Below are 18,928 nucleotides of genomic sequence, written 5' to 3'. Positions count from 1 at the left end.
GCTGAGCGCAGCCGAAGCATCTCTACTGCTACACTAAAATTGATTAGTTGCGCGGTAGAGATGCTTCGGCTGCGCTCAGCATGACCGTTCTTATTAATTATCAGCGACGTTGCTTCCTATTTAAGCGCCAGCTGCTGAAATCTTACCTGACTGTGTCCAGCCAGTTTAGCCGCTGTAGCCGCCGCCGCTTTCGGGCTCGGTGGCGCTGCCGCCGGGCTTGGTGGGCGTGGGCAGGTCGGTTTCGGTGGTCACTTCAACGTCACTGTAGTCGGGGGTGCCGTCGCCCTGCACGGGTACGGGCGGTTCGGTTTTGGGGTCGGGGGTGGGCGTGGGCTGGTTCATGGAAAGAAACAATGTGAATTGCTTGGGTGTACGGGCTTAGGCGGCCAATGGCTGCGTTGTGCCGTTCGGGGCCGGCGAGGCGGTGTACTTTTGCGCACGACCCCAACCGCAAGGGCTCACCATTTCACCACCTCACCACCTCACCTTCAGCATGGATTTCCGCACCGAAAAGGACACCATGGGCACCGTGCAAGTGCCTGCTACCGCGTACTGGGGCGCCCAAACCCAGCGCTCCATCGAGAATTTCCCCATCGCCCAGGACATCAACCGGATGCCCAAGGAAATCATCGCGGCGTTTGCCTACTTGAAGAAAGCCGCGGCTTTCACCAACCGCGACGCTGGCGTGCTTTCCGCTGAAAAAGCCGAGCTGATTGGCAAGGTGTGCGACGAAATCCTGGCCGGCGACTTGGTCGACTCGTTCCCGCTGGTGGTGTGGCAAACGGGCTCGGGCACGCAGAGCAACATGAACCTGAACGAGGTGATTGCCTACCGCGGCCACGTGCTGCAGGGCGGCCAGCTCACCGACGAGAAGAAGGCCCTGGCCCCCAACGACGACGTGAACAAAAGCCAAAGCTCGAACGACACGTTCCCGACGGCCATGCACATTGCGGCCTACAAAATCCTGGTCGAGACCACCATCCCCGGCATCGAAAAGCTGCGCGACACGCTGAAAGCCAAGTCGCAGCAGTTCATGAACATCGTGAAAATCGGCCGCACCCACTTCATGGACGCCACGCCGCTCACGCTGGGCCAGGAGTTTTCAGGCTACGTGTCGCAGCTCGACCACGGCCTGCGCGCCATCAAGAACACGCTAGCCCACCTGAGCGAGTTGGCCCTGGGTGGCACCGCTGTGGGAACCGGCATCAACACCCCTCCCGGCTACTCCGAGAACGTGGCCAAGCACATTGCCGAGCTCACCGGCCTACCCTTCATCACGGCCGAAAACAAGTTTGAGGCCCTGGCCGCGCACGACGCCATTGTGGAAGCTCATGGCGCCCTCAAAACGGTGGCGGTGAGCCTGATGAAAATTGCCAACGACGTGCGCATGCTCAGCTCGGGTCCCCGCGCCGGCATCGGCGAAATTCACATCCCCGACAACGAGCCCGGCTCCAGCATCATGCCCGGCAAGGTGAACCCCACCCAAGCCGAAGCCATGACCATGGTGGCCGCCCAGGTAATGGGCAACGACGTGGCCATCACCGTGGGCGGCTCGATGGGTCACTTCGAGCTGAACGTGTTCAAGCCGGTGATGATTTACAACTTCCTGCACTCGGCCCGCCTCATCGGCGACGTGTGCGTGAGCTTTAACGACAAGTGCGCCGTGGGCATTGAGCCCATCAAGGCCAACATCGACAAGCACGTGAACAGCAGCCTGATGTTGGTGACGGCCTTGAATCCCCACATCGGCTACTACAAGGCCGCCGAAATCGCGCAAACCGCCCACAAAAACGGCTCGACGCTGAAGGAAACCGCCCTGCAACTAGGCTACCTCACCGAAGAGCAGTTCAACGAGTGGCTGAAGCCCGAGGAAATGGTGGGTGAAATCAAGTAGCCCCGAGCTACTCATGAAGCAATTCCCGGCTTAGCAGCCAACCCCATTAGGCGGTCATGCTGAGCGTAGTCGAAGCATCTCGCGTGCCGAAGTAATCCTTTCGTTTTACCGATTGAGTTACTTCCACACGCGAGATGCTTCGGCTGCGCTCAGCATGACCGTTCTTTTTGCCTGTCCGGGTGGCCTATTAGGCTACCACCGTGCGCAGCAACGGAGCTACCCGCGTGCCCAATAGCTCGATGGAGCGCATGATTTCGTCATGCGGCAGCGCGGCCACGTCCTGCTGGAAGGTGACACGGGAAACCCCACCAAGGGCCTCGCTGTGGCGCAGGATTTTGGCAGCCACTTCTTCAGGACTGCCCACTAGCAGCGCGCCTTTCGGCCCGGCCTGGGCATCAAACATGCCCCGCGTAATGGCAGAACCGCCCCGTTCGCGGGCCCGCTCGGTGAAGCTGCGGGCGTAGCCGGGAAAGAACTCCTCCACGGCCTGCTCGGTGGTTTCGGCCACATAGCCCAGGGAATGCAAGCCCACTTGCAACTGCTCGGGCGCGTGCCCGGCCCGGCGGCCGGCTTCGCGGTACAAGTCCACCAAGGGCCGGAAACGGTGGGTGTCGCCACCGATGATGGCCACCATCAGCGGCAGGCCCAGGGTACCGGCTCGCACAAACGAAGCGGGCGTGCCGCCCACCCCCAGCCAGATGGGCAACTGCGGCTGCATGGGCCGTGGGTAGATGCCCTGGCCCGTGAGGGCGGGCCGGAACTTGCCGGACCAGTGCAGCTTTTCCTGTTCCCGGATGCGGAGGAGCAAGTCGAGCTTTTCGGCAAACAACTCGTCGTAGTCGTCGAGGTCGAAGCCGAACAGCGGGAAGGCTTCGATGGAGGAACCGCGGCCCACTACCATTTCGGCGCGGCCCTGTGAAATCAGGTCCAGGGTGGCGTATTCCTGAAAGGCGCGCACCGGGTCGATGGCGCTCAGCACGGTGACGGCGCTGGTCAGGCGAATGCGCTTGGTGCGGGACGCTGCGGCCGCTAGAATCACGGCAGGCGCCGAGTCCAGAAACTGCTCGCGGTGGTGTTCTCCGATGCCAAACACGTCGAGGCCTACTTGGTCGGCTCGCTCAATGCGGTCGAGCAGTTGGCCCATGGCTTCGGCGCCGCTTGGCTTTTGGTTGGTGCCGTTATCGAATAGAGCAGCAAAACTATCAATTCCAATTTCCATGATTGCAGAGTTTGAGTAGGTGATTTTTGGTAGTCCAAACGCAGGTACTGGGTAAACCAAATCATTTAGCCTATCAAATGTACGTACATTATATGTATGTACATTATTTATGAGATAATAATTCTACAGCTACCAACTAAGCGTTTTCAAAAGGATAATAACTGCCCGGTATGTGAAAAGCAGTCTCATGCTGGTGACGGCCCTTAACCCCCCACGTCGGCTATTACAAAGCCGCCGAAATCGCGCAAACCGCCCACAAAAGGCTCGGCGCTGAAGAAAAATGCCCTGCAGCTCGGCCACCTCACAGAAGAGCAGTTCAACGAATGGCTGAACCCCGAGGAAATGGTGGGCGACACTAAGTAGCGCGGACTTTTAGTCCGCGACTGGCAAACCTCGAACAGCGCGCTATGCGCGGACAACAAGGCGGCGCTACGTTACGCTGCGCAACCTTTGGCGCTTGCTTTACGCACAACGGGCGACCGGCTACCAGGCTGGTTGCCCGTTGCTTTTGGCTGCCTACCCGCAATTCGTCGCGCCTTTTCGCGCTTTCCTTGACGCCATTCCACCCACGGGGCGCGTGGTGGTGTATTGTCATTTCGACGCCGACGGGCTAGCCGCGGGCGCCCTGTTTGGTCGCGGCTTGGCCCGCTTGGGGCCCGGCTGGGAAATAGAAGTGCTGCCCTCGGGCAAGGGCGAGAATGCCTTCCTGACGCCAGCTGTGCACGAAAAATTACTGGCCGAGCGTCCCGATGCCCTCATCGTAACCGACCTGGGCGTGCACGAGCGCGGTACTTTGGAAAGCCACGGCATACCGGTGCTCTACGTCGACCACCACATTCCGGAAGGCCAGCCGCCCGCAGGCGCCACCGTGCTCACCGGCTACGGCCTCGACCCCGTGCCTTGCTCGGCGTGGCTGGCCTATGAATTGCTGGCCGCCGAAACCGACGTCACGGACCTGCGCTGGGTGGCCGCCATCGGCATCATATCCGACCTCGGCGACCAAGCTGCCTGGCCGCCGCTGGCTGAAGTGAAAAAGGAGTTTACCGCCAAGTGGCTCAAAGAAGCCGTGGCCGTGTGCAACGCCGCGCGCCGAGCCGGGGAATTTGACTTAGAGCGGCCCCTCCGCTACCTCCTGCACGACGACAACCCGCGGCCACTGGCGCAAGACGAAGTGCTGGCCGGCTACCGCGCCGCCGTGGCCCAGGAACTGCAAGCCGCCCGCAAGCTGCCGCCGCGTTTCCCGCCCAAAACCGTGGAAAACGCGCTGCCAGTGGCCCTCATCACCATCAATTCGCCGGCCCAGATTCACCCACTCATTGCCCAGCAGTGGATACAGCGCCTGCCCGACCGCGTGGTGCTGTGCGCCAACCTGGGCTACCTGCCCAACGGCCACATTGCCGTGGCCGGCCGCGCCGCCAGCAATAGCCTGCACATCCCCAACCTGCTGCGCGAGGCCTTCGCCCGCACCGGCCAGTCTCCGCCCGAGAACTTTGCCCACGGCCACCCGCAAGCCAGCGGTGGCCACCTCAGCCCAGCCGAATACACCGTGCTGTTGCGTGGGCTCGGGCTGGCCGAGTAGGGCAAGCTCAAATAGCCGGCTATGATTTGGGTGCGGAATTTCCATATTTGGATGCTCTAACTCGCACCCAACATTCTTCCATGGCTTCTGCACCTGCCTTTGCTGATGCGGCCCGCAGCATGCTCGTCACTTCGCTGGGTGCCGTGCCGTTTTTAACGCCGGCGGAAATCACCGATTTTGTGGCCTGTTGGACGAAGGAGTTGCGGGTGCCACGGAATGAGTTTCTGATTTCGCCTGGGCAGACGGAGCAGTATTTGTACTTCACGCATCACGGCACGCTGCGCATTTTTTACCCCACGGCCAGCGAGGAAATCTGCGTGGGCTTTGTGCATCCGGGCAACATGGTGTGTGCCTTCCCCTCGTTTGCCATGGGCAAGCCGTCGGAATACGCCATTCAGGCGCTGCAGGCCAGCGGGCTCATTGCCATTGCCCGCTCCGAGTTCCAGGCCTGTGTAGACCGCAGCCCTGGCCTGGCCAAGCTGTGGCGCCACGAGCTGGAAAAGACCCTCATTGGCCGCATGGAGCACGAAATCGACCTGCTGCTGCCCGAGCCAGCCCAGCGCTTGGAGCGGCTCCGGCAGCGCAGCCCGCACATCTTCCAGTCAGTGCCGAAGAAGTACCTGGCGTCTTACCTGCGCATGACGCCTGAAACGCTGAGCCGGCTGCGGTGAATCTTGATTTCAATCAAGGTGCCGGATGCTCGCGGCCCGGACCTTTGATAAAAAATCCAACGCCATGAATACCACCGCTTTCCTCGCCGAGCTGGACCGCGCCGTCCGCCAGCTGCTTACCACTGTGCAAACCGAGCTGGAGCCCCTGGAGCTGGCCCAGCTCAACCAGCAGCCCGCCCCCAAGTCCTGGAGCGTGCTCGAATGCCTGGAGCACCTGAACCGCTACAGCCGCTACTACAACCCGCGTTTCGCGCAGGCCCTGGTCCAGGCCGGCACTTCAGGGGAAGTAGAGGTGCGCTACAGCTGGGTTGGGCGCAAGTTTATCGACATGATAACGCCCAACAACCCCAAGAAGGCTAATACTTTCAGCTACATGAACCCCAGCGGCAGCCAGCTGGGACGCGAAGTGATAACCGAGTTTTGTGCGCACCAGCAGCAACTGCTACAGCTGCTGGCCCAAGCCTGTCACGCCGACCTCAACCGCAATGCCGTGCCCGTAGAGTTCCTCAGGTTGCTGAAGTTGCGCTTGGGCGAAGCGTTTGCAATCCAGGTGCTGCACGAGCAGCGCCACCTGCAGCAGGCGCTACGGGCCAAGGCCGCGGTGCAAACGCAGGCAGCTCCGCCCCTGCCGTTGCAGGTCATTGCAGCGTAAACACGCGAGTCAATCAACGAAGCCGCCCTTTCCCACGGAAGGGCGGCTTTTCTTTTTTCCCAGCATCTTTGCGCCCTATGGATTTCTCTGCCAACGTTGTTCTCGAAAACAGCCGCGCTCGCCTGCGCCCGCTGGAAATAGGCGACTTTGAAGCCCTCAAAGCCGTGGCCTTCGATGCCGACTTGTGGAAGTACACGCTGACCCGCGGCGACGATGCCGTGAGCCTGGCGGCCTACATCCGGCAGGCGCTGGAGGCGCGCGAGCAGGGCCTGCGCTACCCTTTCGTCATCATCGACCGCGAAACGGGCCAACTGGCTGGCAGCACCAGCTACTACGCCGACGCGCCCGCCGACTTGCGCCTGAGCATTGGCTACACCTGGGTGGGCAGCGCCTTTCAGCGCTCGGGCCTGAACCGGGCCTGCAAGCACCTGCTGCTCAGCCACGCCTTCGGGCAGATGGGCTACGAGCGGGTAGAGTTGGAAACGGATTCCCGCAACAATAAGTCGCGCACGGCCATGGCCCGCATGGGTGCTACTGAAGAAGGCACTCTGCGCAGCCACCGCCCCACGCAGGGCGGCATTCGGCGCGACACGGTCATTTTCAGCGTCATCAAACCCGACTGGTCGGAACTCCGCCAGACGGTGTTTCAGGCCTACGAAAACCATGGCTGAGCCCGCCCAACCCGCCGCCGACCGGCTTCGGCCGCCCGACGGCATGTGGCGCCGGCGCGTGGCCAGCTTCGGGCACGCCTTCCGGGGCGTGTGGGCGGCGCTGCGCTCGGAAGTGCATTTGCGCTTTCACGCGCTGGCTACGGTAGTGGTCATTGGCCTGGGGTTTTATTACGGTATTTCGCGGCTTGAATGGGCGCTGGTAGCTATTTCGGTGGCCTGCGTGTGGTCGGCTGAACTCGTGAACACCGCCATTGAAGCCCTCACCGACCTAGCCTCACCCGAATACCATCCCTTGGCCGGCAAGGCCAAGGACGTGGCCGCTGGCGCAGTGCTGCTGGCCGCGCTGGGCGCGCTGGTGGTGGGCGCATTGGTGTTCGGGCCGAAGATTTTTCCGTTATAAGCAGGACACTGACCTGAACCATTGCCCGCGGCGGGCGTACCCATAGCCGGCCCGCCGGCTTTCGGCGGACTCGCTTCTTAATTCCCTGACGCCATGCGCTTGCTTTCCTTTACTGTTACCGCTTCGCTCCTGCTGGCCACGGCCTGCGCCCCCAAGCAGGTGAGCGTGACCACCCCCGCGCGCCCCTCGCAAACGACGCAAAACACCGGCGCCTCCAACAACAACAACACGCCCGTCAGCACCCCCACCAGCACCACCGACCTGGCCTCGGCCCGCATCGCGGAGTCGGACACCACGCTCCGGCCGCAGTGGCTGAAGGCGCGCATTGCCTCCGTGCTGGCCGAGCGCAAGCGCAACCCCATCACCCGCATTTTGCGCTATGATTATGGCGGCCAGGCCGTGTACTACATCTCGGCCCCGTGCTGCGACCAGTACTCCAACGTATATGACACCAAGGGGAAGTTAATTTGCCAGCCCGACGGCGGCATCACGGGCAAAGGCGACGGCAAGTGCCCCGATTTTGACAAAACCAAAACCAACGAAAAACTGGTCTGGCAAGACCCCAGGTAACTGTGACCGGGCGGCGGCGTAACTAAGAACCCCGTGCAGAGGCTTCGCCGCCCCGTCCTTTCTTTACTCAGACTCTCTATCATGAACACCCTCGAAAAACTCGGCGCCTTCAACGTGTGGGCCAATACCACCGTGTTGAATCGCCTCGACGAAGTGGCCGCTACTGGCCAAGAAATTCCGGCCGTGGTGCTGCGCCTGTTCAGCCATGTGCTCAATGCCCAAGCCATTTGGATTTCGCGCATCGGCGGCACCGCCAGCCCCGTAAAAGTATGGCAAGAACACGACCTGCCTACGCTGCACCAGCTGCACCAGCAAACTTCTGAGCCGCTGCACCAGCTCATGGTGAACGCCGACGAAACCGAGCTGCAGCGCCTCATTTCCTACACCAACTCGCTCGGTGCCAGCTACGAAAGCCAGGTGCACGACATCCTCACCCACGCCGTGGTGCACGCCAGCTACCACCGCGCCCAGGTGGCCACCCGCCTGCGCGACCACGGCTTCGAACCCGTTAATTCCGACTTTATCACCTACTGCCGCGAGCTGTCGGTCGCGGCCAAGCACGCCGCTCCCAGCCTGTAATTCACCGATTAAACGCGACACTAAAAACCCTTCCGGGCCCGGAGGGGTTTTTTAGTGCCTTGCCCGTTCAATCTTACTTTTCCCATGCCTGACACTCTTTCTGCCGCTCCCGTTATCGGACTCGACCGCCTGAACCGGGCGTATTCCTACGCGGGCTACCGCCAGCTCATCGATGAGCTCATGGCCCAAAACCGCACCACCGGCACCACCCAAACCGAGCAGATAATAAAGTACGCCAAGCTGAACATCCAGCGCATGCAGCGCTTGGACAAGACCGTTGAGCTACTGCCCGAGCTGCAAAAAGCCCTCAACGAGCTCACCGAAGGCTACGAGTGGCTGATAATTACGGAAGGCTGGTGCGGCGACGCGGCCCAGATTGTGCCCGTGCTCGAAGCCATTGCCAAAGCCAGCCAGGACAAAATCGTGACGCGCTACGTGCTGCGCGACGAAAACCTCGACCTCATGGACCGCTACCTCACCAACGGAGGCCGGTCCATTCCCAAGCTCATTGTGCTGCAATCTGCCACCCGCGCCGAAGCCGCCACCTGGGGCCCGCGCCCGGCCGCCGCGCAGGAGTTGTTCATGCGCCTCAAGCAGGACCAAGTGCCCTACGAGGAGTTCGTGACCCAACTCCACGGCTGGTACGCCAAGGACCGCACCCTGAGCACCCAGCGCGAGCTGCTGGCGCTGCTGCAAACGCTGAAGTAGCCAAACCCCAAATACAACAAAAAGCCCCGCTTTCTACAAAGCGGGGCTTTTTTGTGAACGCAGGCCAGCTTAATTCAGCGGGGTTGTGCCCAGGTCCGTTACGTTGTCGTTGGTCACCACTACGCCCGTCCTGGTCACGTTGCGGTAAGCGTTTTGGCCAAGAGGGGCCGTGGTGGTTGGGAAAAACTCAACGCGGTAGGTACCGGCCGCCAGCCCGCTGAGCTGGTACGCGCCCGAAGCATCTGCGGAAGTGCTCACCGTATCGAGCCTCAGCACGCTGTTGCGGATGGCCAAAATCTGGGGCAGCGCCACGGCCGGGCTCACCGTGCCACGGAGGCCGGCGCGCAGGTCCTGGGCCACCACCCGAATGACGGGCTTGAGCAGGTAGCGCTCCTTCTTGTCGTTGCCGGGCTTCCAGTTGCCACGCTCCACAATGGATTTGGCCACGTCAAAGTCGAGCAACAGCTGGAAAGTCTCGCGCTGGCGCAACGTGGCTTTATCCAATTTCAATTTCACGCCGGACGTCTGGCCGCTGGGGGTTTTGAGGTCGTAGCGCTGGCCGTCGCGGGCGATGACATAGCTGTCAGGGCCCAGAATCAGGCGGATTTCCTTGAGCTCGCCGGGCGCAAAATTCTCGCTCACCAACAGGGCCGACTTGCCGTTTACGTACTCCAGCACGTTGATGGCCTGGGGCGAAAAAGTGAGGTTCTTCCAACCGTCGGGGTCTTTTTCTTCTTTCAGGTGCACTTCGAGCTGGCGCACGTCCAGCACCACGCTGCGGAAGTCACCCGGCGCGTCCATCAGCCGGACTTCAAGCTTGGAAGAATCGGCCGATGTGTCATCGGTTTTTGAGCACCCGGCCACCAGGGCCAGGGCCGCGGCACAAGCCAGGGGAAAAGAGCGGGCAATGTTCATTAGAATAACGGAAAAATATAAAGGAAGTTGATGGCCGTAAATCGGTACGACCAAGGTACGCCACGATAAGCTGCACCGTTTTCCTTTACCCCTCCGGTTTCGATGAACGGCCCCTCAGCTACGGCTTAGTGGTGTCGGCAGGCGACGAATCGACGGGCTTGGGTTTGGGCTTCGGCTTTCCAAATAGACTATTCAACCCTTGCCCCACCTGGTTTCGCAACCGAGCTTGGGCTTCCAGCTTGGCTTTCTCGCTGGCAATGCGCGCTTTTTCCTCAGCCGTATGGTTGGCAGCGTCGGTCGTGGCCTGAGTACTGTCCTGGGCGGCTTTTTTCTTCTGCGTGAGGCCGATGAGCGCGTCGGTCAGTTTCGTCTTCACCACGTTGGTCACAATGGCTTTGCCCTGGTCTTTCACGCTGCCGCTCGTCAGTTTCACCACCGGGCTCGTCATGGTGCCGCCGATGTTGAGGCCCAGCGTCACCCGCTCCGTGCCTTGAATGTCTTTCACGCCCGTCAGCTGAGTGAGCTTGCTGTTCAACGCATTGCCCAGTTTGCCGGTGGGCACGTTCAGGGCCGTGACGTAGGCCAGTGCACCAGCCAGGCTGTTCGAGCCGCCGAAGGTCATTTTCACGTCGCCCACGGCGAGGTCGAACGGCTGCACCACTAGATTGCCGTTCACGATGTTGGCCTGGATTTCTTTGTTCACCACCAGCAGCGTTTTCAGCTCCGGCAGCGTGGTCAGGCTGGCAATTTTGGTCATCACCTCCGACTGGTTGATGGCGGCTTTCACCACGTCAACCACGCCTTTGCCTGTCAGCGTGTTCAGGTTGGGGAACATGTCGGGGCCCATTTCACCGCTCAGGGTGAATTTCGTCCCGAATATACCCTCTACCTGGCCGGCCAGCGGCACCAGTTTCTTGATGGTGTTGAAGGCCGAGAAAGCGTTCTGAATGTTGAGGTTCTCAATGTTCAGCCCGAAGTTGAACGTGGGGTGCGCCAGGTTCTTGCTGCTGTAGCTGCCGGTGGTGCCAAAGGTCCCACCCAGCGTGTTGAACGTCATGTTGTTGAGCTTGGCCGTTTCGTCGCGCACGGTCACGGTGCCTTTGGCGTTGGTCAGCTTGAGGTTGTCGTAGGTCACGTTGTCCACATTGCTATTCAGCACCAAGTCGAAGTATTTGGGAATTTGCAACACGCCTTCCGCCTTGGCCGGGGCATTGCCGCCAGTTACGGTGGGCTTGGCCGATACCTCGTCCACCATCCACTCGTTCACGTTGAAATTGCGCGAGTTCACGGTCATGTTGCCCTTCAGCGACTGGCCCGGCGTGAACAGGTAGCCCAGGTAGTTGCTCACCGTGCCGCTGGCCGCAAAGTCGGAGCTACCAGCCATGCCGTTCAGGCTCTGCACCGCAATCTGGTTGTTATTGAAGGTGGCCGTACCCGAGCTGATTTTTACGCCCTGCGGCAAGTCTTTGCTCTTGTACGTCACGTTGGTGGCCTTCACGGTGCCGCTGGCTACCACGTTCTGGTAGCGCCCGGCTTCTACGTCGGCCATATTGCCTTTGGCGGCAATGTTGCCCGCCACGCGGCCCGTCACAGTCATGCCTTCCAGCGGGAAAATCTTGGTGATTTTGGTCAGGTCCACTGTGCCGCGCACGTTGGTGTCGAACACCGGCTTGTCGATGTTGTGCGCCGTGAGGCGGCCTTCCAGCGGCTCGCCTTCCAGCACCATCCGGAATTGCGGCAGGTTAATCTGCGTGTCGTTCACCTTGCCGGTGGTGTTCACCACCGTGCCGTTCAGGTTGATGTTCTCAATGGGAGCCGGGAACTGGGCCGATTTCACGAAGCCATTGGTGAGGCGAATGGCGGCGTTCACCACCGGCATTTGGGTTTTGGAATAGATGCCTTTGGCCGTGCCGTCCACGAAGAGCTGGCCGCGCATATTCAGGTCTTTCACCGGGTACACTTTCAGGGCCTCGGCCAGGTTCACGTTGGCTTTCACGCGGCCGTCCACCTTCATCGGCTCTAGGCCGTCGATGGCAATGTTGCCATCCACTGGGTTCGGGCCCAGGTCGAGGTGAAACTGCGGGATGTTCACCTTCACGTTGTTGGTGTAGCCCGACGGATTGTCAACCTGCATTTTCAGGTTGATGTTCTTGGCCGCCTGCGGCAGGTCAGGGTAGTGAAACTGGCCGTTGGTGACGACCAAATTCACGCCATAGCCGGGCATGTGCAGTTCGTTCTGCGTGCCTTTGTAGTAGCCATTAAACGCCACCTTGCCGCTGGTTTCAATGTTCTTGAATTTCTCCGTAAACACGCCCGGCACCAAGCTCAGCAGGGTTTTGAAGTCCGTTTCCAGCGCCTTGAACGTGAGGTCGTAGGTGATGTCCTTCTCGTTGGGCAGGCCGATGGCACCCGCGAAGCTGAACGGGAATTCGTTCAGCTTAATCTTATTGTCTTTGAACGTGTACAGGCTCTTGGCCAGGTCCATGTTCATCGTCACGTCGGCGTCGAGCTGCTTGTCGGTCACGTAGGCCGTTCCGGCGTAGGTCATGTCGAGGTCGGCTGCCGTGGTTTGCGAAGTCATGTCGAACACATTGCTGGCAAAGTCGCCGCTGCCGCTGTGGTTCACGCCGCGTGCCTGCATCACAAAGGGCAGGGTCAGGTCTTCGTAGCGCAAGCGGCCATCCGTCATTTTCCAGCCTTTTATGGCCAAGTTCACCTGCGTGGTGTCCTGTCCCTTGGCCGCCGCGGCCGAGTCCGAAATCATCACGTCCCAGTTGGCCAAGCCACTTTTCAGGCGGCGCAAACTCAGGTTGGGCCGCTCCAGCTCGATGGATTTAATGTCGATTTGCCCGCCGCGCACTACGCTCATCACGTCCAGGCCCACTTGCAGGCTGGGCAGGTAGGCCAGCGTGTCGCGGCTAAACGAGTCGAGACCAATTACCCGCAACTCGCGGATGTTCACCGTCATGTCCGGGAACGAGCTTAGCAGGCTCACGTCGATGTTGGCGGGGTCGTACTGCACCTGCGCCCGCACCCGCTGGGCAATCTGCTTGTCGGCCAGCGCCCGCAGCTTGTCTTTAAATAACACCGGCGCCAGGGCCAAAGCCGCGACCAGCACCACCAAAAAAATGCCTACACCCAACAGTATCTTCCGCATAACACGAGCTAGTAAGTAATTCCGGTCAAAGGTAAAACGACCAAGCTGCCGCTTTTTTTATGTTTGCCCGCACAAAATCAGGCCAAACAATGCTACAACTGATTTTTTGCCTCCTCAGTCCCCGCCGCTGGCCGCACAGTGCTCACTGCTGGCGCCGCATTAGCAAGCCTGTGGATGAACCAAGCCCTTCCTCACTCACAGTTATCCATTCACTGCCAACAGTTTCTCAAATGAAATCTTCGCTCGTTCATGGTTTAACAATCTTTGGATAACTCAATTTCCGGCTTAGATAAATTACAAACTATAAACAAATTGTCATAAATAAATTTTTGCGCTATATTTGACCCTTGTCCATTCGGTAGTCTATTTATAAAAGTCACACAAAGAGTTATCAATGGTAGCGACGAGAGTTAAATTCTATCGTCGCAGCTTGATTAAACGAACCAGTGCTGGCTTGCTGACCACCTCATTAGTTCAAAAATTTATACCCAGCTTTCCTTCAGCTTATGAAGCGTTTCTACTTCTTGGCACCCACCGTGGTGGCACTGGCCACCCAATTCAGCTTCGGCCAGGCAGGCACCATGAGTTTGATGGGCAACGTGCAGTCCGATGACCGCCGCGCACTGCCGGGCGCCGCCATCACCGTCATTCACGTGCCATCGGGCACGCGCTACGCGGCCGCCTCCAACGCGACTGGCACGTTTTCCATCAACAACTTACAAGCCGGCGGTCCTTACTTGATGCAAGTGGGCGAGGGAGGCTACCACCCCCAAACCCTGGAAAGCATCTTCCTGGAAAAAGGAAAGACGGTGACCTTCACCGTGACCCTGAACCGGCTCTCGGCGGGCGGCAAGGAACAACGCCCTAGCCGAGTGGCCAGCGCGCCGACCCCCACCGAAACCCTAGCCGCCGAAAGCGTGGTGGGCGGCCCCGTGCTCTTGACCACCGGCGGAGGCGCCACGGCCAGCTCCCAGCGCGATGCCCCAGCAATGCCGCCGCCAGCCGCCGCCGCCTCGGCTCCCGCGCCGGCAGCGGCTCCGGCCAGGGCTCCGTATAAGCGCTACGTCCGCCGCACGACGCCGCCCGTGGCCGACCCCATCGTGCCGGGCCATTATGACGCGAAAAGCGGCAACTATGTGTACGAAACTGGCCGCCTGACCACTCTGCAGCTGCCGGGAGGCCAGGTAATTTCTGACGTAGGGGTCAATTCTACCGAAAGCAACCTGCACCGGTTCCTTACCGACCCGCAGGCGCAAGTTGACACCGTGGACCTTACCCGGGGCTGGTACAACTTCGACCGGGTTTTTTTCACTCCTGGCAAGGCCACGCTCACGCCTGAGTCGGTGGACCAGCTGAGCCACGTGGCCGCGCTGCTCAAAGCCTACCCCAAAGCCCGCATCAAGCTGGGCGGCTACACCGACAGCACCGGAACCTACAAAGTGAACAAGCAGCTCAGCGACGCCCGGGCCCGTACCGCTTGGGCAGCCTTGGTCGAGTTGGGCATCAGCCCCAGCCGCATCGACGCCCGCGGCTACGGCCCCCGCTACGCCATTGCCTCGAACCAGACCGACGAAGGCCGCGCCAAAAACCGTCGCCTGAGCGTGAAAGTGTTGGCCAAGTAGGGAACCTGTAGCGGGGCACGGCTGGTTTGCGGCCGTACATTCGCGTCGACGGCCGTACTAAACAGCATTTTGGCGGCGTTATGTCGGTCACTATGCCCATGCTTACTTTCCCGTTGCGCTTCGGCATTCGGCACGGCCTTGCGGCGGGGCTGCTGCTGGGCGTCGTTTCGGGCGTGCGGGCGCAGGACGTGTTTTTTTCTCAGCCGTTTGCGACGCGCTTGCACACCAACCCTGCATTCACGGGCCTGGTCGACGACTACAGCGTGACGCTGGGCTACCGCAACCAATTTCCCAGCCTTGCCGGCTCTTTTATCACGGGGCAACTGGCAGCCGACGTTCGCCTCAACACCAAAGGCCAGCACCACGCCCTGGGCCTGCTCATCAACCAGGACCGGACGGGCTCGGTGGGCTACACGCGCTTCGAAGCGGGCGCTCTGTACGCCTACCACACCCGCCTCACGCCCCAGCTGGCCCTGAGCGGCGGCCTGCGCGCCAGCTACGGTCGCCAGCGAGTGGGATATGACAATTTCGTGTTCGGCGACCAGATTCTAGAGGATGGCAGCGTGGCCGGCCCGTCGGCCGAATCGTTGAGTTTTCCCCCAGCCAACTACCTCAGTTTGGGCACCGGCGCCGTGCTCTACACCGAGCAAGCGTGGCTGAGTGTGGCCGGCCAGCACCTCAACCGGCCCGACTTGGGGTTTCGCAATCAAAGCACGTTGCCCATCTCGTTTAATGTGTCGGGCGGCTATAAATTTTTCATGGTCAAGCCTTCCACGGGAATTGCGGTTCGCGAAGTGAGCTTTACGCCGGTGGCCTCTTACACCCGCCAAGGCAGCTCACAGCGCATCGAAACCGGGGCGTATTTCCTGGCCTCGCCCGTCACATTGGGCGCCGTATACCGCAATATTTCGGCCCCAGGCAACGTTAATCCCCAAAATCTGCTGGCAGTGGTGGCCGGCGTGCAAGCCGGCGGGTTGCGCGTGGGCTACAGCTACGACGTGGGCTTGACGCAGTTAAGTGCGGATTTAGGCGGCGCTCATGAACTGACTTTATCACTAAGTGCGTTTGACCGATTAGAAAACGCCTATCGTCGTCTAAAAAAACGCGTTTACCCGACAGCGCCTTGTCCGGTATTCTAATTTTTTGTACTATTGTGTCCTAATTGCCCTAAATAACTCGACAGCCTCATACTCATTTTAACTTTGTTATGAAATTAACCAATTATCTACGCCTTACCGTCCTCGGCCTGGTGGTCTTGGCGAGCTGCGGCAAAAAGGGCCCGCCGACGGCGCAGAAGCCTGGCAAATATTCTTCTACTACCGGTATTGAATACAACACCGAGAAGGGCATGGCGGTAGCCAATTTTAAGAAAATCCCCGAAGGTCCCGGTTTGGTGTTTATCGAAGGCGGCCGCACCGTGTTGGGCTCGCAGGAAGAGGACGTAACCCAAACGCACGACAACATTGAGCGTACCGTGACCATCGCCTCGTTCTACATGGACGAAGCCGAAGTGGCCAACATTCACTGGCTCGAATACCTGCACTTCATCCGTACCGACTCGGCGGAAGAGTTTTACCGTTCGGCCCTGCCCGACACCACGGTGTGGGCGCGGGACCTGTCGTTCAACGACCCCTACGTTACCTACTACCTGCGCTATCCCGGCTTCCGCTACTTCCCCGTGGTGGGCGTGAGCTGGCTGCAGGCCGACGACTATTGCACCTGGCGTACCGCTAAAGTGAACGAAGGCCTGGCCAACGGCTCGGGCTCGGGCAGCACTAAGAAGTCGGGCGGTCTGTTCGGCAAGAAAAAAGCCAAAGGTGATGCCGCTGCTGGCGCCGAAGGTACGGTGGCCGCTGGTGGCTTGTCGGATGGCAAGAGCGCCGTGTCTATCGAGCAGGGCAACACCCTCCCCAACTACCGCCTCCCCACCGAAGCCGAATGGGAATATGCCGCTCAGGCACTCGTAGGCACCCAAGAAGTGGGCAACGAGAACCAGGAGGAAAAGCGCATCTATCCTTGGGACGGCAAGTCGACCCGCAACGCTTACGGCCGCAAAATGGGCCAGTTCCTGGCTAACTTCAAGCGTGGCCGCGGTGACTACGCCGGCATCGCCGGTAGCCTGAACGACGGCGCCATGATTACGGAGTACATCTACTCGTACCCGCCGAACGACTACGGCCTGTACAACATGGCCGGCAACGTGAACGAGTGGGTGCAGGACGTATACCGTCCCCTATCGTTCCAGGACGTAGAAGACCTGAACCCCTTCCGTCGCAATGGCGTGGGTGACCCCGCCGAGAAGTACGACAAGAAAGGCTACCAGTCCCTGATTGACGACCACGTGCGCGTGTTCAAGGGCGGTTCGTGGCGCGACGTGGCCTACTGGCTGTCGCCCGGCACGCGTCGCTTCATGGCCGAAGATTCGGCCACGGCAACCATCGGTTTCCGTTGCGCGATGATTAACGCTGGCTCGAACAAATAGTCCGCTTCACTTATCAAAAAGGCCGCTTCTGAGTCAGAAGCGGCCTTTTTGTTTTTATATCCAATCAAGCTGGGATGCGTCTGCTTGCTTTACCTATCTGCGCAGGCAATGGTGGCAATGCTGACCTCGACGGCGCCGGCGGCCAGCAGCACGGCGCCGCAGGCTTCGAGGGTGGCGCCAGTGGTGAGCACGTCATCTACTACCAAGATGCGGCGGCCCACGATGTCAATGGCGTTTTCTACTTCGAATACCGTGGCCACGTTTTCCCAACGCTGGGCGCGGTTCTTTTTGGTTTGAGTCTTGGTGTTGGTGGTGCGGCGCAGGGCGGTGTTGTTGGCGGGCAATTTCAGGCCATCAGACAAGCCCGTGGCAAAGGCAGCGGCTTGATTGAAGCCGCGCTTCGCCAGCTTTTTGGGATGCAGGGGCACGGGCACGATGAGGTCGAAGTCGGCCGCAATGCCGGCGGCGTGCAGTTCAGCGCCGTAAAGTTGGCCCAGGGCGGTGCCCACGTCGCGCTGGCCTTGGTACTTGAGCTCATGGAGCAGGTGTTGCACCCGGCCGTGGCGCACGAAGCGCAGGTAGCTCAGCGTGTGGCGAACAGGCAGCTTGCCCCAGAAGCGGCGGCCTAGCGGGTTCTGGTCCGGGGGCAGCAGGTGGAAATCGGTGTAGGGCAATTCGGCCCGGCAGCCGGTGCAGAGGTGGTTTTCGCCCGTCACCAGCGGCTCTTGGCAGGCCAGGCACAGGCGGGGGTAAATAAGACCAACGAAATCACCCCAGAGCAAACGGAGCATGGCAGAAGGGGAGGGCGAGGTTTTGGGAAGTAATTTTGAAGAAGCAATGTAATTCATTGACCACAGCATTTACCGTAAGTGTGCCATGCTGAGCTTGCCGAAGCAGCTCACCTGCGCAACTAATGAGGTTTACCACTGCGGGAGAGATGCTTCGGCAAGCTCAGCATGACGTTCTTTTTACCCGCTCATCCTAATAAAAATGTCCCAAGTAACCGAATTTAACGAGTACCGCCAGCGGATGAACGAAACCATCATGGCGGCCGACAACAAGGTCATCAAGCGGTTTTTCAACCTCGATACCAACACGTATGCCCCCGGCGCCATTGATGTAAAGACCAAGGAAATGCTGGGCTTAGCCTGCTCCATGGTGCTGCGCTGCGACGACTGTATCAAGTACCACCTCGGCAAATGCTTTGAGGAGAAGCTGACCGACGAGGAGATTTACGAGGTGTTTGCCATTGCCAACATCATCGGCGGCAGCATCGTGATTCCGCATTTCCGGCGCGCGGTAGAGTACTGGGAAATCTTAAAAACGGAAGCCGTGGCGCCCGCCGCTCCGCATGCCGAACACGCTGTATGAGCGACGAGCTAACCCCCGTGGAACACCACGAATCCGAAGCCGATTTCGAGGCGCGCTGGGAAGCGCTGATGCGGGAAATGAAAGCGCGTTTTGGCAAGCGTCCTGATTTGAATGCGCTGCTGTTGCTCATTGGCATTCAGGAGCTGAATCAGGGCATCACCACCTTTACCAAGGAGCAGAAGCAGGACCTGATGCACATCGCCACTTGCCGGCTCTTCAGCCTGAGTGGGCACTACGAACTGGAGCGCGTGGATGCCGACGGCTGGCCTCACTACAAGCTGCTGCGCCCGGTGCCTTTTGCCAATTTGAAGGAGCAGGAGCGCATGCTGAAGTGGCACGTGCTAGAGTACTTCGCGCTCGACCCAGAAGACCAATTCGAGGCGTAACATTAGCGCCCTTACTTCGAACGTCATGCTGAGCGGAGTCGAAATTTCTCTT

General features: G+C 60.0%; 19 protein-coding genes and 1 pseudogene. 15 read left to right on the top strand and 5 right to left on the bottom strand.

Going from position 1 to position 18,928, the window contains the following annotated elements; genetic code table 11:
* Positions 1–165: 165 nt before the first annotated feature.
* The gene (locus VF629_RS05030; protein ID WP_331057362.1) at positions 166–342 is read right to left on the bottom strand and encodes a hypothetical protein; all 177 of its coding nucleotides are present in this window, start codon (positions 340–342) and stop codon (positions 166–168) included.
* 151 nt (positions 343–493) lie between these two features.
* On the opposite strand from VF629_RS05030, the gene fumC (VF629_RS05025) reads away from it, so the two are divergent.
* Positions 494–1,894, top strand: coding sequence for a class II fumarate hydratase (fumC, locus tag VF629_RS05025; RefSeq protein ID WP_331057361.1), 1,401 nt, complete (start codon positions 494–496; stop codon positions 1,892–1,894).
* Between the two features lie 187 nt (positions 1,895–2,081).
* On the opposite strand, the gene VF629_RS05020 is transcribed toward fumC (VF629_RS05025), so the two are convergent.
* Complete coding sequence (locus VF629_RS05020; protein WP_331057360.1) at positions 2,082–3,113, bottom strand: LLM class flavin-dependent oxidoreductase; 1,032 nt, start codon at positions 3,111–3,113, stop codon at positions 2,082–2,084.
* A gap of 178 nt (positions 3,114–3,291) precedes the next feature.
* On the opposite strand from VF629_RS05020, the pseudogene fumC (VF629_RS05015) reads away from it, so the two are divergent.
* The 9 genes and pseudogenes from fumC (VF629_RS05015) to VF629_RS04975 all read left to right on the top strand — a co-directional run.
* A pseudogene (gene fumC / locus VF629_RS05015) lies at positions 3,292–3,476 on the top strand (class II fumarate hydratase); the annotation flags it as partial.
* Between the two features lie 94 nt (positions 3,477–3,570).
* The gene (locus VF629_RS05010) at positions 3,571–4,692 is read left to right on the top strand and encodes a DHH family phosphoesterase (RefSeq protein ID WP_331057359.1); all 1,122 of its coding nucleotides are present in this window, start codon (positions 3,571–3,573) and stop codon (positions 4,690–4,692) included.
* 80 nt (positions 4,693–4,772) lie between these two features.
* On the top strand, positions 4,773–5,363 hold the full coding sequence (locus tag VF629_RS05005; protein WP_331057358.1) for a Crp/Fnr family transcriptional regulator: 591 nt from the start codon (positions 4,773–4,775) through the stop codon (positions 5,361–5,363).
* A 64-nt stretch (positions 5,364–5,427) separates the two neighbouring features.
* A complete protein-coding gene (locus tag VF629_RS05000) occupies positions 5,428–6,015 on the top strand; it encodes a DinB family protein (protein WP_331057357.1) in 588 nt (195 codons plus the stop codon).
* 77 nt (positions 6,016–6,092) lie between these two features.
* A complete protein-coding gene (locus tag VF629_RS04995) occupies positions 6,093–6,686 on the top strand; it encodes a GNAT family protein (protein WP_331057356.1) in 594 nt (197 codons plus the stop codon).
* Positions 6,679–7,086, top strand: a complete 408-nt coding sequence (locus VF629_RS04990) for a diacylglycerol kinase family protein (protein WP_331057355.1) — start codon at positions 6,679–6,681, stop codon at positions 7,084–7,086. Before VF629_RS04995 ends, VF629_RS04990 begins: the two co-directional genes overlap by 8 nt.
* 93 nt (positions 7,087–7,179) lie before the next feature.
* Positions 7,180–7,656: a DUF6970 domain-containing protein gene (locus VF629_RS04985; RefSeq protein WP_331057354.1), complete on the top strand. Its 477-nt coding sequence runs from the start codon at positions 7,180–7,182 to the stop codon at positions 7,654–7,656.
* Between the two features lie 81 nt (positions 7,657–7,737).
* Complete coding sequence (locus VF629_RS04980; protein WP_331057353.1) at positions 7,738–8,235, top strand: DinB family protein; 498 nt, start codon at positions 7,738–7,740, stop codon at positions 8,233–8,235.
* Between the two features lie 84 nt (positions 8,236–8,319).
* Positions 8,320–8,943, top strand: coding sequence for a thioredoxin family protein (locus tag VF629_RS04975; RefSeq protein WP_331057352.1), 624 nt, complete (start codon positions 8,320–8,322; stop codon positions 8,941–8,943).
* Between the two features lie 69 nt (positions 8,944–9,012).
* Here VF629_RS04975 and VF629_RS04970 read toward each other — a convergent pair whose 3' ends face one another.
* Both VF629_RS04970 and VF629_RS04965 read right to left on the bottom strand, forming a co-directional pair.
* A complete protein-coding gene (locus VF629_RS04970; protein WP_331057351.1) occupies positions 9,013–9,858 on the bottom strand; it encodes a DUF4382 domain-containing protein in 846 nt (281 codons plus the stop codon).
* A gap of 118 nt (positions 9,859–9,976) precedes the next feature.
* Positions 9,977–13,015 carry an AsmA-like C-terminal region-containing protein gene (locus tag VF629_RS04965; protein WP_331057350.1) on the bottom strand — a complete coding sequence of 1,013 codons (3,039 nt, stop codon included), beginning with the start codon at positions 13,013–13,015 and terminating at the stop codon, positions 9,977–9,979.
* Positions 13,016–13,521: 506 nt separating this feature from the next.
* Here VF629_RS04965 and VF629_RS04960 point away from each other — a divergent pair.
* The 3 genes from VF629_RS04960 (at position 13,522) to VF629_RS04950 (ending at position 17,119) form a co-directional block, all read left to right on the top strand.
* Positions 13,522–14,637 carry an OmpA family protein gene (locus VF629_RS04960; protein ID WP_331057349.1) on the top strand — a complete coding sequence of 372 codons (1,116 nt, stop codon included), beginning with the start codon at positions 13,522–13,524 and terminating at the stop codon, positions 14,635–14,637.
* Positions 14,638–14,735: 98 nt separating this feature from the next.
* Positions 14,736–15,776: a PorP/SprF family type IX secretion system membrane protein gene (locus tag VF629_RS04955; protein WP_331057348.1), complete on the top strand. Its 1,041-nt coding sequence runs from the start codon at positions 14,736–14,738 to the stop codon at positions 15,774–15,776.
* Between the two features lie 68 nt (positions 15,777–15,844).
* Positions 15,845–17,119, top strand: coding sequence for an SUMF1/EgtB/PvdO family nonheme iron enzyme (locus VF629_RS04950; protein WP_331057347.1), 1,275 nt, complete (start codon positions 15,845–15,847; stop codon positions 17,117–17,119).
* Positions 17,120–17,208: 89 nt separating this feature from the next.
* Here VF629_RS04950 and VF629_RS04945 read toward each other — a convergent pair whose 3' ends face one another.
* Positions 17,209–17,910, bottom strand: coding sequence for a ComF family protein (locus VF629_RS04945; protein WP_331057346.1), 702 nt, complete (start codon positions 17,908–17,910; stop codon positions 17,209–17,211).
* 199 nt (positions 17,911–18,109) lie between these two features.
* Here VF629_RS04945 and VF629_RS04940 point away from each other — a divergent pair, with 199 nt between their 5' ends.
* Both VF629_RS04940 and VF629_RS04935 read left to right on the top strand, forming a co-directional pair.
* Positions 18,110–18,490 carry a carboxymuconolactone decarboxylase family protein gene (locus VF629_RS04940; protein WP_331057345.1) on the top strand — a complete coding sequence of 127 codons (381 nt, stop codon included), beginning with the start codon at positions 18,110–18,112 and terminating at the stop codon, positions 18,488–18,490.
* A complete protein-coding gene (locus tag VF629_RS04935) occupies positions 18,487–18,876 on the top strand; it encodes a hypothetical protein (protein WP_331057344.1) in 390 nt (129 codons plus the stop codon). Before VF629_RS04940 ends, VF629_RS04935 begins: the two co-directional genes overlap by 4 nt.
* The last annotated feature ends 52 nt before the right edge of the window (positions 18,877–18,928 follow it).

Source organism: Hymenobacter sp., assembly GCF_036388155.1.
In the GTDB taxonomy this organism is placed as follows: Bacteria; Bacteroidota; Bacteroidia; order Cytophagales; family Hymenobacteraceae; genus Hymenobacter.
Note: the sequence above shows the minus strand (reverse complement) of the source record. Positions and strands in the feature narration are given on the sequence as shown.

Coding starts and splice junctions, on each gene's coding strand:
- VF629_RS05030 (WP_331057362.1), bottom strand. CDS start 342: ATGAACCAGCCCACGCCCACCCCCGACCCCAAAACCGAACCGCCCGTA.
- fumC (WP_331057361.1), top strand. CDS start 494: ATGGATTTCCGCACCGAAAAGGACACCATGGGCACCGTGCAAGTGCCT.
- VF629_RS05020 (WP_331057360.1), bottom strand. CDS start 3,113: ATGGAAATTGGAATTGATAGTTTTGCTGCTCTATTCGATAACGGCACC.
- VF629_RS05005 (WP_331057358.1), top strand. CDS start 4,773: ATGGCTTCTGCACCTGCCTTTGCTGATGCGGCCCGCAGCATGCTCGTC.
- VF629_RS05000 (WP_331057357.1), top strand. CDS start 5,428: ATGAATACCACCGCTTTCCTCGCCGAGCTGGACCGCGCCGTCCGCCAG.
- VF629_RS04995 (WP_331057356.1), top strand. CDS start 6,093: ATGGATTTCTCTGCCAACGTTGTTCTCGAAAACAGCCGCGCTCGCCTG.
- VF629_RS04990 (WP_331057355.1), top strand. CDS start 6,679: ATGGCTGAGCCCGCCCAACCCGCCGCCGACCGGCTTCGGCCGCCCGAC.
- VF629_RS04985 (WP_331057354.1), top strand. CDS start 7,180: ATGCGCTTGCTTTCCTTTACTGTTACCGCTTCGCTCCTGCTGGCCACG.
- VF629_RS04980 (WP_331057353.1), top strand. CDS start 7,738: ATGAACACCCTCGAAAAACTCGGCGCCTTCAACGTGTGGGCCAATACC.
- VF629_RS04975 (WP_331057352.1), top strand. CDS start 8,320: ATGCCTGACACTCTTTCTGCCGCTCCCGTTATCGGACTCGACCGCCTG.
- VF629_RS04970 (WP_331057351.1), bottom strand. CDS start 9,858: ATGAACATTGCCCGCTCTTTTCCCCTGGCTTGTGCCGCGGCCCTGGCC.
- VF629_RS04965 (WP_331057350.1), bottom strand. CDS start 13,015: ATGCGGAAGATACTGTTGGGTGTAGGCATTTTTTTGGTGGTGCTGGTC.
- VF629_RS04960 (WP_331057349.1), top strand. CDS start 13,522: ATGAAGCGTTTCTACTTCTTGGCACCCACCGTGGTGGCACTGGCCACC.
- VF629_RS04955 (WP_331057348.1), top strand. CDS start 14,736: ATGCTTACTTTCCCGTTGCGCTTCGGCATTCGGCACGGCCTTGCGGCG.
- VF629_RS04950 (WP_331057347.1), top strand. CDS start 15,845: ATGAAATTAACCAATTATCTACGCCTTACCGTCCTCGGCCTGGTGGTC.
- VF629_RS04945 (WP_331057346.1), bottom strand. CDS start 17,910: ATGCTCCGTTTGCTCTGGGGTGATTTCGTTGGTCTTATTTACCCCCGC.
- VF629_RS04940 (WP_331057345.1), top strand. CDS start 18,110: ATGTCCCAAGTAACCGAATTTAACGAGTACCGCCAGCGGATGAACGAA.
- VF629_RS04935 (WP_331057344.1), top strand. CDS start 18,487: ATGAGCGACGAGCTAACCCCCGTGGAACACCACGAATCCGAAGCCGAT.